This is a genomic window from Pseudoclavibacter sp. JAI123, from assembly GCF_013409665.1.
Taxonomy (GTDB): domain Bacteria; phylum Actinomycetota; class Actinomycetes; order Actinomycetales; family Microbacteriaceae; genus Pseudoclavibacter.
Map to the genome: position 1 here is coordinate 1,407,822 of NZ_JACCCM010000001.1, position 14,023 is coordinate 1,421,844.

Genomic DNA, 14,023 nt, shown 5'->3' on the forward strand with positions numbered 1-14,023 from the left:
AGTCTGACCGGTTAGCCCTTGGGGGCGAAGAGCTTGGTGATCATGCGTGCGACGAGGTTGAGCAGCATGACGATGATGAGGAGGACAAGTGCGCCTGTCCAGGCGAGGTTGAGCATGTTCTCGGCCCCGGCTCCGACCTGCTGCGTGTAGGAGCGGTAGACGAAGACGGGGAGGCTCATCATGGCTCCCTGCGTCATGTTGTAGTTCATGTAGATGTTGAAGCCGGCGGCGATGAGCAGCGGCGCGCTCTCGCCGATGACGCGGGAGATGGCGAGCATGACGCCAGTCGTGATGCCGGCGAGCGCGGTGGGGAGCACGACCTTGGAGATCGTGAGCCACTTCGGCACGCCGAGCGCGTAGGAGGCTTCGCGGAGCTCGTTCGGGACGAGGCGGATCATCTCCTCCGAGGAGCGCACGACGGTCGGGATCATGAGCACGGTGAGGGCGATGGAGCCCGCGAGTCCCGTCCGCACGTTGGTGAGCGGGATGCCGAGCGTCTGCAGGATGAGCATGATCATCGTGTAGGCGAACAGACCCGCGACGATCGAGGGGACACCCGTCATGACATCCACGAAGAAGTTGATGGCCTTGGAGAGGCGGCCCTTGCCGTACTCGACGAGGTAGATCGAGGTGAAGAGTCCGATCGGCACCGAGATGAGGGTCGCGACGAGGGTGATGAGGAGGGTTCCGACGATGGCGTGGATGCCACCGCCGCCTTCCGTCACGACGCCGACCATCGAGGAGGTGAAGAAGGTCATGTCGAAGCGGGCGAGGCCGTTCGCGACGAGGGTGAAGAGCAGGGAGAGCAGCGGCACGAGGGCGAGCACGAACGCGGCGGTGACGAGCGAGGTGACGAAGCGGTTCGTGGCCTGGCGGGGGCCCTCGATGATGCGGGCGATGATCCACTGGCCGGCGATGTAGAAGATCGCGCCGAGGACGGCGAAGCCGGTCCAGTTGAACTCGCCGCCGCCTGCCGCGAGGAGCAGGGTGATCACTGCGGAGAGCGCGAAGCCGCCGACGAGGATCGCGTACGGGCCCCACTTTGGGAGGCGTCCGTGCGTGAGCGGGTTGATCATCTCGGGAGCCGACTGGTTCTGGGTTGGTTTCTGCAGTGTTGAGGTCATCAGTTGGCTCCTGAGAATTCCTTGCGGCGGCTCACGATCCATCGTGCGAGGGAGTTCACGAGGAGGGTGATGGCGAAGAGCACGAGACCGGATGCGATGAGCACGTTGATGTCGAGGTTCGACGCTTCCGGGAAGGAGAGGGCGATGTTGGCGGCGATCGTCGACGGGTTGGTGTTCGACGTCAGCTGGAAGGTGATCACGCCGGTCGCGGAGAGGACCATGGCGACGGCCATCGTCTCGCCGAGGGCGCGGCCGAGGCCGAGCATGACGGAGGAGACCATCCCGCCGCGTGCGAAGGGCAGGACGGCCATCTTGACCATCTCCCAGCGCGTTGCGCCGAGGGCGAGCGATGCCTCTTCGTGGAGCCGCGGCGTCTGGAGGAAGACTTCGCGGGTGAGGGCGGTGACGATGGGGAGCACCATGACGGCGAGCACGATGGCGGCCGTCAGGATGGTGCGGCCCGTTGCCGAGACCTGCCCCTGGAAGAACGGCAGCCAGGAGAGGTTCTCGTTGAGCCAGACGTAGAACGGCTGCACGAAGGGTCCGAGCACCGTTGCACCCCAGAGGCCGAAGACGACCGAGGGAACTGCGGCGAGCAGGTCGATGACGTAGCCGAGGGGGGCGGCGAGCTTGCGCGACGCGTAGTGCGTGATGAAGAGCGCGACGCCGATGGCGACGGGGACTGCCATGAGCAGCGCGAGCAGCGAAGCCCAGAGCGTTCCGAAGATGAGCGGCAGCACGTACCAGAAGAAGTTGCCTTCGGCCTCCGGCTCGGCGAGGTTGCTCGCGCCGGCGACGAAGTGGCTGTTCTCGGCCGCGTCGGGGAAGAAGGCCGGGAGTCCCTGGAAGAGCAGGAAGAAGAACACGGCGGCGAGGATCGCGAGGATGAGCGATCCGGAGAACGTCGAGAGGAAGCTGAAGACGCGGTCGCCAGGACGCGACTTGGCCTTCACCGATGTGCCCGCATCTGGGGCGAGTTCTGCAGTCATCTGCTGAGGGTTTCCCTAAGTCATTTGGGTGGAGCGGGGCGAGGAGCTGAAGAGAGCCGAATCGCCCGGTGCCATGCTTTCACAGCACGGCACCGGGCTGAAACGGAACTTCAGTCCGCGCGGACTACTTGATGGCGTCGACTGCTGCCTGTGCCTGGGTGCGGAGGTCGTCCGAGATGGGCGCGGAGCCCGCGTTCTCGGCCGCCGCATCCTGCGCCTCGGGGCTGATGACGTAGTCGAAGTACGCCTTGACGTTGGCTCCGACGGCCGGGTCCGTGTACTCGGCGCAGCCGATGAGGTACGAGACGAGGACGATCGGGTAGACGCCTTCGGCCGAGCGGTCGAGCTCGAACGAGAGGTCGGTCGCTGCGCGGCCTTCCTCGAGCGTGGAGTTGTCGACGACGGCGGCTGCCGCCTCGGGGGAGAGCTCGACGAACTCGGAGCCCGTCTGGATGGCTGCCGTGCTGAGGTCGCCGGCTGCGGATGCGTCGAGGTAGCCGATGGTGCCGTTGCCGGAGGTCAGCGCCTGCTGGACGCCGGGGGTCTCCTGCGCGCCTTCGCCGCCTTCGATGGGCCAGTCGTCGCTGTCCTCGAAGGTCCACACGTCGGGGGCTGCCTCGACGAGGTAGGACGTGAAGTTGCCCGTCGTGCCCGAGGTGTCGGAGCGGTGGACCGGCGTGATGGCGAGGTCGGGGAACGTGACGCCCGCGTTGAGCGCCGCGATCTCGGGGGCGTTCCAGTTGGTGATCTCGCCCTTGAAGATCTTGGCGAGGGTCGCGGGGTCGAGGTTGAGCGTGTCGACGCCCTCGACGTTGAACGCGACGGCGATGGGGGAGATGTAGGCGGGGATCTCGACGAGGTCGGTGCCGTCGACGCAGTTGCCGAAGCCGCCTGCCTCGATCTCTTCCATCTTGAACGCGCGGTCGGAGCCGATGAAGGCCGACGTGCCGTTCGTGAAGTCGGTGCGGCCGGCGCCGGAGCCGCCACCCGCGTAGTTGATCTGGATGCCGGGCTGGACAGCCTGGAAGCCAGCGATCCACGAGGTCTGGGCGGTGCCCTGCGACGATGCGCCCGACGCGGCGAGGGTGCCCGTGAGTGCGTCTGCGCCGTCTCCGGATCCCGGTGCTGCTGCGGGAGTCTCGTTGCCAGCGCAAGCCGCAAGCGTGAGTGCGGCGATTGCGGCCATGGCGACCGATGCGCCTACTCGCGTGAACTTCATGGAGTTTCCCTTCGGGGACAGGTGACATTCCGTTGGATCAGTTGCGATCCGTCGGTGACGCTATGCGCGAAGGGTGACGAGACGGGGCGGGGAAAGTGAACGGGGGGTGAACGGGCTGGGAATGCGCGCAGATTTCACCCGCATCCGCTACTTCATCTGCTCCAGGACGGGCTCGATCTGCGCCCGGAGGGTGGCGGAGATGGGCGCGGATCCGGCAGCTTCTGCCGATGCCGCCTGCCCCTCCTCGCTCACGACGTAGCTGAAGTAGGCCTTCGCGTTGGTGCCCTCGTCGGCGTCCGCGTACTCGGCGCAGCCGATGAGGTAGGAGACGAGCACGATCGGGTAGACGCCCGGCGTCGTGCGGTTGAGCTCGAAGGCGAGGTCGGTCGCGGCGCGACCTGCTTCGATCGTCGAGTTGTCGACGACGGCCGCGGCGGCTTCGGGGGAGAAGGGCACGTACTCGCCGCCCGTCTCGACGGAGGCGGTCGTGAGGCCGTCGGCCGCGGACGCATCCATGTACCCGATCGTGCCGTTGGCGCGGAGTGCCTGCTGCATGCCGGCGCTCTCCTGGGCCGCCTCGCCGCTCTCGACCGGCCACTCGTCGACTTCGCCGTAGCTCCAGGCGTCGCCTGCCGCCTCGTCGAGGTAGGCGGTGAAGTTGCCGGTCGTCCCGGACTTGTCCGAGCGGTGCACGGGGGTGATGGCCAGCGACGGCAAGGCGGCGTCCGGGTTCAGGGCCGCGATCTCCGGCGCATCCCACGAGTCGATGTCTCCGGCGAAGATTCCGGCGATCGTCGCCGCGTCGAGGCGCAGCTCGTCGACGCCGTCGAGCGCGAACGCCACGGCGATGGGGGAGATGTAGGCGGGGATCTCAACGAGGTCGCTGCCGTCTGCGCACGTCCGGAACGGGCCCTCCTCGATCTCCTCGAGGTCGAAGGCGCGGTCGGAGCCGATGAAGGCGGAGGTGCCGTTCTGGAAGTCCGAACGGCCGGCACCGGAGCCGCCACCCGCGTAGTTCACTCGAACGTCGGGCTCGATGGGGTAGAAGCCTGCGATCCACGCCGTCTGCGCGACGCCCTGCGAGGAGGCGCCCGACGCGCTCAGCACGCCGGACAGGTGCTGCGAGCGGGGGTCCTTGCTGACCGAGATCTCGTTGAGCGCGCATCCGCTCGTCGCCAGAACGGTGGTTGCGAGGAGCGCCAGGGCGGCGAGTGCTCGGGAGTGGTGCATCGAGTTCCTTCTGCCATCAGGTGTCAGGCGATCCCAGGACCCACGGGGACCGACTACGGGCCTGAATCAGTATGGACGAGAAGTGGACGGGACGTGACGCGCGGGTGAACGGACCGGCACCCGAACGGGCGGATCCGACGGCGGGGGTCAGGTGATCGGACCGTGCGTCTCGGCGGCGACGACGCCCGCCCTCGGGTGATTGACGGGCACGTGGATGACGGAGCACTCACCGGTCGAGAGCATGGCGTGCCGCGCGAGCGAGCTCGGGCGCGTCGCGGTGTACAGCGCGATGGAGCGGACGATGGCGGGCATGACCGGTGAGTGACTGCAGATCACGGTGCTGCGGCGCTTGGCGATGAGCTTCCGGACGACCTCGTCGAGCTCCTCCTCGTCTCGCGTGTACGAGCCCTGAGCGATGCTGCGCTCGACCTGCGGCGTCAGCCCGAGGAGCGAGCTGATGGGAGCGACCGTCGAGCGGCAGCGGACGGCGTTCGAGGTGATGACGGCCTCCGGTCCGAAGGCCCGGAGGATGGGCACGACCGTCTCCGCCTGCTCGAGACCGCGGGCGGTTATCGGCCGGGAGTCGTCGTCGCCAGGCCACGACTGCGGGGGCACGGCCGTCGCGTGGCGCAGCACGAGGATCGCGAAGGTCCGGTGCAGGCCACGGCGGTACCGGTCGGCGAAGACCTCGAGCAGCTCGCGGTCCCTGTCGTAGCTGAGGAGCTTCTTGGCCTTCTTGAGGGAGACCCACTCGATGGCGTCGACCTCGTCGTTCGGCTCGAAGACGTGCGCCTCGAAGGATGCCTCATCGACCTCGGCCGTCCAGTAGTGCACCTCTTTCGGTCGGCCGTTCGGCATGACGTACTCGATGTACCCGAGCGGCGCGCCGAGCTTCGCCTCGTATCCGGTCTCCTCCTCGACCTCGCGCGCGGCGGTCTCCGGCAGCGTCTCGCCGGGGTCCACCTTGCCCTTGGGCAGCGAGTAGTCGCCGTGGCGCCCACGATGGATGACCAGCACCTTGAGCTTGTCGTCCGCGATGTCTTCATGCCACAGCACAGCGCCTGCCGCGTAGACGGTGCGCGAGGCGGCAGGGGAGTCGATCGTCATCCGGTCAGGCCAGCGTGGTGGGCCTGCGACGCTTGCTGATGCGACGCATCATCTCGTCGTGGAGGTCGGTGAGTCGCTGCCCGTTCTCGTCCCTGGCGTGGCGGACCCACTCGGCGTCCGAGCCGAGGTGCCAGGTCGCGGTCGTGTCGTCCATCGCGAGGTCGAACATCGCCGCGATGTCGGCGGCGTGGTGCTCGTCGATGATGCGCACGAGTGCTTCGATGCGGCGGTCGAGGTTTCGGTGCATCATGTCGGCCGATCCGATGAAGACGCGTTCGTCGCCGTCGTTCGCGAAGCAGAAGATGCGGGAGTGCTCGAGGTAGCGTCCGACGACCGAGCGCACGCGGATGGTCTCGCTGAGGCCGGGGACTCCCGGGCGGAGGCCGCAGATGCCGCGGACCCAGATGTCGACGGGCACGCCCGCCTGGCTCGCGCGGTAGAGGGCGTCGATGATCTCCTCGTCGACCATGGAGTTGACCTTGATGCGGATGCGGCTCGGCTTGCCGTCGAGCGCGTTCTTGCGCTCCTTGTCGATGAGGTTGAGCAGTCCGGGGCGCAGGTGCATGGGGGCGACGAGGAGTCGCGTGAACTTGCGCTCGATGGCGTAGCCGGAGAGCTGGTTGAAGAGGCGCGTGATGTCGCGGGAGATCTTCTCGTTGCAGGTGAAGAGGCCGAGGTCCTCGTAGATGCGGCTCGTCTTCGGGTTGTAGTTGCCCGTGCCGATGTGGTTGTACATCTTGAGCTCGTTGTCTTCCTTGCGGATGACCTGGAGGAGCTTGCAGTGGGTCTTGAGCCCAACGGTTCCGTAGACGACGTGCACGCCGGCCTTCTCGAGCTTGCGCGCCCAGACGATGTTGTTCTGCTCGTCGAAGCGCGCCTTGATCTCGACGAGGACCAGCACCTGCTTGCCGGATTCTGCCGCCTTGATGAGGGCGTTCACGATGGGGCTATCGCCTGAGGTGCGGTAGAGCGTCTGCTTGATGGCGAGCACGTTCGGGTCGGCGGCGGCCACCTCGAGGAAGGCCTGCACGCTCGTCGAGAACGCCTCGTACGGGTGCTGGACGAGCACGTCGCGGCGGGCGATCGCACCGAACATGTCGGGCTTCTCGTCGCTCTCGGACGTGCGGAACGCTGCCGCTGTCACGGGCACGTGCGTCGGGTACTTGAGGTCGGGCCGGTTGATGGCGCCGAGCGCGAAGAGGCCGCCGAGGTCGAGTGGCCCCGGGAGCACGTAGACCTCGTTGTGGGTGATGTCGAGCTCGGTCATGAGCAGTTCGAGCGTCACGTCGTCCATGTCGTTGGACACCTCGAGGCGGATGGGCGGGCCGAAGCGTCGCCGCAGGAGCTCCTTCTCGAGGGCCTGCAGGAGGTTCTCGGTCTCGTCCTCCTCGATCGTCATGTCCTCGTTGCGCGTGAGGCGGAACGCGTGGTGATCGAGGATCTTCATGCCGGGGAAGACGTGGCCCAGGTGCTGGGCGATGAGGTCTTCGAGCAGGATGAAGCGAGCCTTGCCGTGGTCGGACTGCAGCGGGTAGAACCGCGGAAGCACGGGCGGCACCTTGAGGCGGGCGAACTCCTCCTTCTCACTGCGCGGGTTGTAGACGCGCACGGAGATGTTGAGGGAGAGGCCCGAGATGTAGGGGAACGGGTGCACCGGGTCGACGGCGAGCGGCATCAGCACGGGGAAGATCTGCTCGTCGAAGAGGTCGCCGAGCTCGACGCGCTCGGCATCGGAGAGCTCGTCCCAGCTGACGATGTGGATGCCCTGGTCGGCGAGCTCTGGGCGCACGCTGTCGTTGAAGATCGCCGCGTGCCGCTTCTGCAGCTCGTAGGCCTTGGAGCGGATGGTGTCGAGGGCCACCTGCGGCGGGACGCCAGCGGGGGTCGGGACGGCGAGGCCGGTCGCGATACGGCGCTTGAGGCCGGCGACGCGCACCATGAAGAACTCGTCGAGGTTCGAGGAGAAGATCGCGAGGAAGTTCGCCCGCTCGAGGAGCGGCGTCGAGGGGTCCTCGCCGAGCTCGAGCACACGCTGGTTGAAGGCGAGCCAGCTGAGCTCGCGGTCGACGAAGCGGCTTCGCGGCATGTCCGGCGAGTCTGCACCGGCCTCGGGGGCGCGGAGTTCGATTGTCATGCGGTCATCCTTGCAGGTGTGCGGAGAAGAACGGTGCCTCGATGCGCCTGTCCCGCAGGATCGAGATGATCCTGTGGGGGTGAAGCTCAGCAGACCCATTCAAACGGATCATGAACGGGTGTGTCGGTACTGCACGTCGATCGAGAGCTGCTCGTAGCCGAGGGACCGGTAGAGCGCGAGTGCTGCCGTGTTGTCGCCCTCCACGTACAGCGAGGTCTCCCTGGCGCCGGTCGCGTGCATCCGCTGCAGGCCGGCCTGCATGAGGGCGCGGCCGAGCCCGCGGCCCGCTGCCTCCGGTGCGATGCCGACGACGTAGATCTCGACCTCATCGCCTTCTCGCTTGAGCCAGTTGTAGCCGAGGAGAGCGCCGTCGCCGTCGCGCAGGAGCAGGAAGTCGTCGGCGTCGAACCAGTCGGTCGACCGTCGCGCGTCGAGGCCTGCCGCGTCGAGCGCCCCCTGCTCCGGGTGGCTGCGGAACACGACGGCGTTCAGCGCCAGGAAGTCGTCGGCGTCCGCTTCCGTGAAGGGTGCGATCGTGAGGCCGTCGGGGGGAGGGGACCCGCCGGCATCGGCCTCCGTGATCGGCCGCCCGAGCTTGAGGAGCGTTCGCACGGCCTCGAGGCTCCGGCTCGAGGCGAGTGCCGATGCGCCCGCCAGGTTCCCGTGAGCCCACAGAACCGGGGCAGCATCAGCGGCTGAGGAGACAGCGTCGTAGAGCCGTGCGCCGAGGCCCGCTCGGCGATGCTCTGGATGCACGACCAGCTCGCCCTCGATCGTTCCGTCGCCGAGGTCTCTCGTGAGCGCCACGGCGACGAGCTGACCCGAGTCGTCGATGGCGGCGAGCCTCCGAGCGTCGAGCGACAGCATCGTGTCCTCGTTGAAGGGCGAGACGCCGTCCGCCGAGCGCGCGGCGTCGGTGATGGCGCGGATCTCCTCGCCGCGAACGTCGGCAGATGCCGCGGTGGAGATCTCGGACGTTTCGGGCATCTCGGCTCCTAGGCCTTGGCGGTCGCTTCGTCTGCGTGGCCCGTGGCCGAAAGCTCGTCGCGGGAAGCCTCGCCCCCGCGCAGCAGGCGGTAGCCGACATTGCGGACCGTGCCGATGACGCTCTCCTGGTCGCCGAGCTTCGCGCGGAGACGCCGCACGTGCACGTCGACCGTGCGTGTGCCGCCGAAGTAGTCGTACCCCCACACCTCGCTCAGCAGCCGTTCGCGCGTGAACACGTGGTCGGGATGCGAGGCAAGGTAGCGCAGCAGCTCGAACTCCTTGAAGGTGAGGTCGAGGGTGCGTCCGCGGTACCTGGCGGTGTAGCTGTGCTCGTCGATCGTCAGGGGGCCGATGGCGATCGTGCCGCTCGGCTCCTCCACAGCGGCCTGTGGGCGCAGCAGACGGATGCGCGCATCCACCTCCGCCGGTCCTGCAGTGCGCAGGATGACGTCGCCGATGCCCCAGTCGGAGGAGATGGCCGGGAGGCCTCCCTCCGTGATGGCGAGGAGCACCGGAACCGACGACTCGATCGTGTTGAGCACCCCGCACAGTCGCTTCGCACTGGGGAGGTCGCTGGTGCCGTCGATGATGTTGGCATCGGCTTGGGGGGCCGACGCGAGGGCGGATGCGGTCGGAGGGAGCACCCGGACGCGGTGCGCCAGCAGAGTGAGGGAAGGGAGAGCGTGCTCGACGCCGCCGGCGCTGAACAAGAGGACGTCTGCCAAATGTGGCCTCCTCGATGTTTGGTCGGACTCGCTGGCTAGTCTACGCACCCTCGGGACAGCTCCAGCGTGCACAATGGGGCAATGACCCGCGAACGAGTGAGCATCGGCATCGTCTGGCTGGCGGCCATCGTCGGAGTGTTCGGCGTCGCGATCCTCGCCGACCCCTCGCGGCACCTGGTCTGGGTGAGCATCCTGATGCTGACGCTCATCTGTCTCACCTGCCTCCTCCAGCTCCGCCTGCAGGAGAGCGACGGGTTCATCATGAGGATGAGCCTCAGCCTCGTCGGCGCCCTCGTCGTGCTCGGCGTCGCCTCGCTCGGCTTCGCGCTGCTCGGTGGAGACGCGGTCGTGGGCACGCCGAGCCACAGCTAGCCGCACTGACTCTCGCGTGCATCCGCACTGACTCTCGCGTGCATCCGCACTGACTCTCGCGTGCATCCGCACGGCTAGGATGGTCGGCATGGACACCGTGCTTGTTATCGAAATCATCTTCACCGGGCTGCTGGTGCTCGCGCTCGTCGCCATCAGCTTCGTCTCCGTGGTCGTGCTCAAGAACCTCTTCAAGGGCCAGAACTAAGCAGCCAAGCGGAGCGACACTGCAGCCGGATCGAGAGGAAACCACCGATGGTCTACGACATCCCCACTGACCTCCCGCCGGAGATCGTGCCGCTCTCCTGGCTTCTCGGCGTGTGGGAGGGAACCGGCCACGTCGAGTACAAGGTGGGCGAAGAGGTGCGCGAGCAGGCGTTCCGCCAGCGCGTGAGCTTCAGCCATGACGGTCTTCCCTACCTCAACTACTCTGCCCAGCTGTGGCTCGAGGAAGGCACCGGCGACGAGCCAGTGCAGCTCCCGCTCACGGGCGAGACCGGGTTCTGGCGGCTGGCTCGCACCCGGGACGACGGCGATGTCGGCCCCGGCTACCTGCCCCCGACCGCGCCGGCCACGATCACGGACGCCGATGGCGTCGAGGGACTGCGCGACGACGACCAGGCGTTCCCACTCGAGGTGTCGATCGTGCATCCGACCGGACTGCTCGAGCGGTACAGCGGCAGCGCCAGAGGCCCGCGCATCGACCTGAAGACCGAGGAAGTCCTGCTCGCGCCCGGCGCGAAGAAGTTCACCGCGTCGACCCGCATGTACGGCTACGTCGCGGGCGAGCTGCTGTGGGCGTGGGACATCGCGGCCCTCGGCCAGGAGCTGGCGACCCACGCGTCGGCGAAGCTGGCCAAGCTTGACTGAGCAGGCTGTTCCGAGCGGCTCGGCGGCGGCCGCCGACGAGCCCCAGCCGTATCGCTCGCCGTTCCTCGCGCTACCCGGAGCGGTGGAGGGCGTCGGCATCGACGCGGGCGTCGCCTGGCGCTACGGGCAGGTGACGGCCGATCAGCGCGACCTCGCTGCGGGCCGCTCCGTGGTGGACACATCGCATCTCGGGATCCTCCGCCTCACCGGCGGCGACAGGCTCAGCTGGCTCGACTCGCTCACCTCGCAGCGTCTCACAACGCTCCAGCCCGGTGAGAGCGCGGAGACCCTGCTCCTCGACATTCAGGGTCACATCGAGCACGGTGCGGCCGTCGTCGACGACGGCGCCGCCACCTGGCTGATCACGGAGCGAGATTTCGCCCCCGCCTTCGCGGCCTGGCTGAACCGCATGCGGTTCATGCTCGACGTGCAGGTCGCCGAGGTGACCGGCGAGTTCGCCGTGATGGCGACGCTCGGCGAGCTGGACCTCGGTGCAGCAGCCCCGAACGGCACCCCACTCGTGTGGAGCGACCCGTGGGCCGCGCCGCCGGAGCACGGCTGGAGCTACTCGGCATACCCGGTCGTGCCTGCTGAAGGCATCACCGACGCGCACCCGGGGGCCGACTTCCCCCTCAAGCTGCACGTGGTCGAACGTGCACGGCTGCAGACCATCGTCGACCGCGCTGCGTCCGGCGAGCTGCCCATCGCGGGCATGCATGCGCTCGAGGCGCTGCGCATCGCCGCCTGGCGGCCTCGCCTCGGCGCCGAGGTCGACTCCCGCGCCATCCCGCACGAATTCGATTGGCTCCGTAGCGCCGTACACCTGGAGAAGGGCTGCTACCGCGGGCAGGAGACCGTCGCGAAGGTGCACTTCCTGGGCCGCCCGCCGCGCAGGATCGTCCTGCTCGACCTCGACGGCTCGCTCGGTGAGCTTCCCGAGGCCGGGAGCACCCTGTCGGTCGAGGGCGACGCCGGGGCGCAGACGGTCGGTCGAATCAGCTCCGTGGCCATTCACCACGAGGACGGACCCATCGCACTCGCGCTCGTGAAGCGTTCCCTCCCGGAGGACGCCACCCTCGTCGCGCATCTCGCTGACGAGCAGCAGGTCACGGCGAGTGCCACGACGATCGTCTCGCCGGGTGCGGGACGAGCGGCCGAGGTGCCACGGCTGCCGCGCCTCGAGCGCCGCGGGCAGTAGACGTGGCGGCTCCGGCGGTCGGCGTCGGGGCCGCGTTCGCTCGCGTGCGCGCATCCCTGCCGGCGGTCGTGCAGATCACGGCGGCCGCGTTCGTGGCCTACGCAATTGCACACTGGGGGCTCGGGCATCCCATACCGTTCCTCGCGGTGACGGTGGCGATCACGAGTCTCGGGCTGCAGCGGGACGCGCGGCCCCGTCGCGTGTTCGACACCGCGCTCGGCATCACCTTCGGGGTGCTGCTCTCCAATCTCTCGCTGGTGCTCTTCGGGCGCGGCGTCTGGCAGGTCGCGGTCGTCCTGGCCGTCGTGCTCCTGCTCGGGCGGCTCGTGCACCCGAGCCCGGGCTTCGCGATCGGCGCCGCGGTCCAGGCTTCGCTGGTGCAGCTCATCCCGGTGCAGGGCGTGGCCGAGTACTCGCGGCTCCTGGACGCCGTCATCGGCGGGGCCGTCGCGATCGCGGCCACAGCGCTCGTGCCGCGCAACGCGGCGGCGCTCGCCAAGAACGAGGCCAAGGGTCTCATCGGGGCATTGGCGCAGGCGCTCGGCGACATCTCTCAGGCGCTGCGTCGCGGCGACAGCGACGCCGGGCTCGCCGCGCTCGAGGAGCTGCGCCGGACGCAGGACACGCTCGACGCCTGGTCAACGGAGCTCGAGAGCGCCGCATCCATCGCCCGCCTGTCGCCGTTCATGCGCCATCACCGCGGGCGAGTCGATCGCCTGGTGGAGCTCCGCACGAGCATCGACCTCGCCACTCGGAACCTGCGCGTGCTCGCCCGTCGCGCCTGGTCGCTGTCCTGGGACGGACGCCACCGCGAAGAGCTCGCTGACCTTCTCGGCGACATCCAGTCGGGCATGCTCGAGCTGCGGCTGGGCCTCGACGACGACGCCATGCTGCACCAGTCCCGGCAGACGCTGCTCATCGCGGCGGCGCGACTGGAGCCCGACCACCTGCACGGGGCGCAGCTCGCCGATTCCGTGCTGCTCATGCAGTGCAGGCCCCTCGTCGTCGACCTGCTCATCGCGAGCGGCATGGACCCGGAAGCTGCCCGCACGGCGCTCCCCGAGGTCAAGTAACCCTCCTCTCGCCGATCGCTGCCAGTGAAGTGGCCGTTCTGGCCGGTTCGGAAGGGCCATTCGGCTGGCAGCGATCGGCGGATGAGTGCGGGGCGCATCACCGGGGCTTCGGGGTACTGCTCAGGGGCGCGCCGGCGCGAGCGCGCCGGAGGAGGGCGCGACCGCGTCCCAGGCGACCGTGACCTCGCCGAGCCGCCAGCGCTTCTGCGTGTCGACGAGCGGCCAACCGGCCGCGCGCATCCGCTCGCACACGGCGAGGAAGCGCTGCCTGGCGCCGAACGTCTGCCGCGGGGCCTCGCGCTGCCAGGCGTCGTCGAGCGCCTTCAGGTAGTCGTGCACCCCCTCGCCGGGCACGTTGCGGTGGATGAGGGCCTTCGGCAGGCGCTCGGCGACGATCAGCGGTGAGTCGAGGCTCGCCGTGTGCAGCGAGACCGTGAACGTGCGGGGTCCGCCGGCGTCGATGCCGACCCAGGACGACACGCGGCCGACCTCGTTGCACGTTCCCTCGACCAGCAGTCCGCGCGGCGCGAGTCGCGCCGTCATGCGCGACCAGGCATCTGCGACCTCCGCCTCGTCGTACTGGCGCAGCACGTTCATGGCGCGGATCACGGCGGGCGGCTCGGACGTCGGCGTCGGCACCTCGAACCCGCCGACGGCGAACGAGACCCGGCCGGCCAGCTCGGGCCGCTCGGCGAGCTGCTGTCTGGCGAGCGCCACGCGCCCTGGGTCGATCTCCAGTCCGTGCACGCGCACGTCGGGGACCGCGCGACCGAGGCGCTCCGCCAGCTCGAAGGCTGTCGCTCCGCTCGCCCCGTAGCCGAGGTCGACCACGAGTGGGCGTTCGGCGGACGTGAGCGCCGGATGCTGCGCGATCCAGCGGTCGACGCGACGCAGACGGTTCGTTCCCGTCGTCCCACGCGTGAGTCGACCCAATGGCATACGACAAGACTATTGAGCCACCGAGACTATTTCAGCGCGCGACGACTCCGCGTCGCACA

The 14,023-nt window shown here is 68.5% G+C and carries 13 protein-coding genes; 4 read left to right on the top strand and 9 right to left on the bottom strand.

Features of this window, described 5'->3' with window-relative positions:
- Positions 1-11: 11 nt before the first annotated feature.
- The 8 genes from pstA to HDC34_RS17755 all read right to left on the bottom strand — a co-directional run bounded on the left by pstA (position 12) and on the right by HDC34_RS17755 (position 9,515).
- Positions 12-1,124: a phosphate ABC transporter permease PstA gene (gene pstA, locus HDC34_RS06635; RefSeq protein WP_104312498.1), complete on the bottom strand. Its 1,113-nt coding sequence runs from the start codon at positions 1,122-1,124 to the stop codon at positions 12-14.
- Positions 1,124-2,113: a phosphate ABC transporter permease subunit PstC gene (gene pstC / locus HDC34_RS06640; protein WP_179556312.1), complete on the bottom strand. Its 990-nt coding sequence runs from the start codon at positions 2,111-2,113 to the stop codon at positions 1,124-1,126. Before pstC ends, pstA begins: the two co-directional genes overlap by 1 nt.
- Before the next feature lie 124 nt (positions 2,114-2,237).
- The gene (locus HDC34_RS06645) at positions 2,238-3,332 is read right to left on the bottom strand and encodes a phosphate ABC transporter substrate-binding protein PstS (RefSeq protein WP_179556313.1); all 1,095 of its coding nucleotides are present in this window, start codon (positions 3,330-3,332) and stop codon (positions 2,238-2,240) included.
- A gap of 147 nt (positions 3,333-3,479) precedes the next feature.
- On the bottom strand, positions 3,480-4,562 hold the full coding sequence (locus HDC34_RS06650) for a phosphate ABC transporter substrate-binding protein PstS (RefSeq protein WP_179556314.1): 1,083 nt from the start codon (positions 4,560-4,562) through the stop codon (positions 3,480-3,482).
- A 147-nt stretch (positions 4,563-4,709) separates the two neighbouring features.
- Entirely contained in the window at positions 4,710-5,669 is a 960-nt protein-coding gene (locus HDC34_RS06655) for an NUDIX hydrolase (protein WP_104312494.1), read from the bottom strand.
- Positions 5,670-5,673: 4 nt separating this feature from the next.
- Positions 5,674-7,803 (bottom strand): RNA degradosome polyphosphate kinase, encoded by a 2,130-nt coding sequence (locus HDC34_RS06660; protein WP_104312493.1) that lies wholly within the window; start codon positions 7,801-7,803, stop codon positions 5,674-5,676.
- 108 nt (positions 7,804-7,911) lie between these two features.
- Positions 7,912-8,790: a mycothiol synthase gene (mshD, locus tag HDC34_RS06665; RefSeq protein ID WP_179556315.1), complete on the bottom strand. Its 879-nt coding sequence runs from the start codon at positions 8,788-8,790 to the stop codon at positions 7,912-7,914.
- 8 nt (positions 8,791-8,798) lie between these two features.
- Positions 8,799-9,515 carry a winged helix family transcriptional regulator gene (locus HDC34_RS17755; protein ID WP_257023090.1) on the bottom strand — a complete coding sequence of 239 codons (717 nt, stop codon included), beginning with the start codon at positions 9,513-9,515 and terminating at the stop codon, positions 8,799-8,801.
- A gap of 81 nt (positions 9,516-9,596) precedes the next feature.
- Between HDC34_RS17755 and HDC34_RS17760 the strand changes: the two genes are divergently transcribed.
- From HDC34_RS17760 to HDC34_RS06685, 4 genes are all read left to right on the top strand, one after another.
- Positions 9,597-9,887: a hypothetical protein gene (locus HDC34_RS17760; RefSeq protein WP_249311991.1), complete on the top strand. Its 291-nt coding sequence runs from the start codon at positions 9,597-9,599 to the stop codon at positions 9,885-9,887.
- A 252-nt stretch (positions 9,888-10,139) separates the two neighbouring features.
- Positions 10,140-10,754: an FABP family protein gene (locus HDC34_RS06675; protein ID WP_179556316.1), complete on the top strand. Its 615-nt coding sequence runs from the start codon at positions 10,140-10,142 to the stop codon at positions 10,752-10,754.
- Complete coding sequence (locus HDC34_RS06680) at positions 10,747-11,952, top strand: folate-binding protein YgfZ (RefSeq protein ID WP_179556317.1); 1,206 nt, start codon at positions 10,747-10,749, stop codon at positions 11,950-11,952. The genes HDC34_RS06675 and HDC34_RS06680 overlap by 8 nt, the downstream gene beginning before the upstream one ends.
- Before the next feature lie 2 nt (positions 11,953-11,954).
- Positions 11,955-13,025 carry an FUSC family protein gene (locus HDC34_RS06685; RefSeq protein WP_179556318.1) on the top strand — a complete coding sequence of 357 codons (1,071 nt, stop codon included), beginning with the start codon at positions 11,955-11,957 and terminating at the stop codon, positions 13,023-13,025.
- Positions 13,026-13,145: 120 nt separating this feature from the next.
- On the opposite strand, the gene HDC34_RS06690 is transcribed toward HDC34_RS06685, so the two are convergent.
- The gene (locus tag HDC34_RS06690; RefSeq protein WP_179556319.1) at positions 13,146-13,964 is read right to left on the bottom strand and encodes a class I SAM-dependent methyltransferase; all 819 of its coding nucleotides are present in this window, start codon (positions 13,962-13,964) and stop codon (positions 13,146-13,148) included.
- Between the last annotated feature and the right edge of the window lie 59 nt (positions 13,965-14,023).

What these genes read in the sequence shown, in the direction of transcription:
- HDC34_RS06645 (WP_179556313.1), bottom strand. Translation starts at nt 3,332, where the DNA reads ATGAAGTTCACGCGAGTAGGCGCATCGGTCGCCATGGCCGCAATCGCC.
- HDC34_RS06660 (WP_104312493.1), bottom strand. Translation starts at nt 7,803, where the DNA reads ATGACAATCGAACTCCGCGCCCCCGAGGCCGGTGCAGACTCGCCGGAC.
- mshD (WP_179556315.1), bottom strand. Translation starts at nt 8,790, where the DNA reads ATGCCCGAAACGTCCGAGATCTCCACCGCGGCATCTGCCGACGTTCGC.
- HDC34_RS06690 (WP_179556319.1), bottom strand. Translation starts at nt 13,964, where the DNA reads ATGCCATTGGGTCGACTCACGCGTGGGACGACGGGAACGAACCGTCTG.
- HDC34_RS17760 (WP_249311991.1), top strand. Translation starts at nt 9,597, where the DNA reads ATGACCCGCGAACGAGTGAGCATCGGCATCGTCTGGCTGGCGGCCATC.
- HDC34_RS06655 (WP_104312494.1), bottom strand. Translation starts at nt 5,669, where the DNA reads ATGACGATCGACTCCCCTGCCGCCTCGCGCACCGTCTACGCGGCAGGC.
- pstA (WP_104312498.1), bottom strand. Translation starts at nt 1,124, where the DNA reads ATGACCTCAACACTGCAGAAACCAACCCAGAACCAGTCGGCTCCCGAG.
- HDC34_RS06675 (WP_179556316.1), top strand. Translation starts at nt 10,140, where the DNA reads ATGGTCTACGACATCCCCACTGACCTCCCGCCGGAGATCGTGCCGCTC.
- HDC34_RS06650 (WP_179556314.1), bottom strand. Translation starts at nt 4,562, where the DNA reads ATGCACCACTCCCGAGCACTCGCCGCCCTGGCGCTCCTCGCAACCACC.
- pstC (WP_179556312.1), bottom strand. Translation starts at nt 2,113, where the DNA reads ATGACTGCAGAACTCGCCCCAGATGCGGGCACATCGGTGAAGGCCAAG.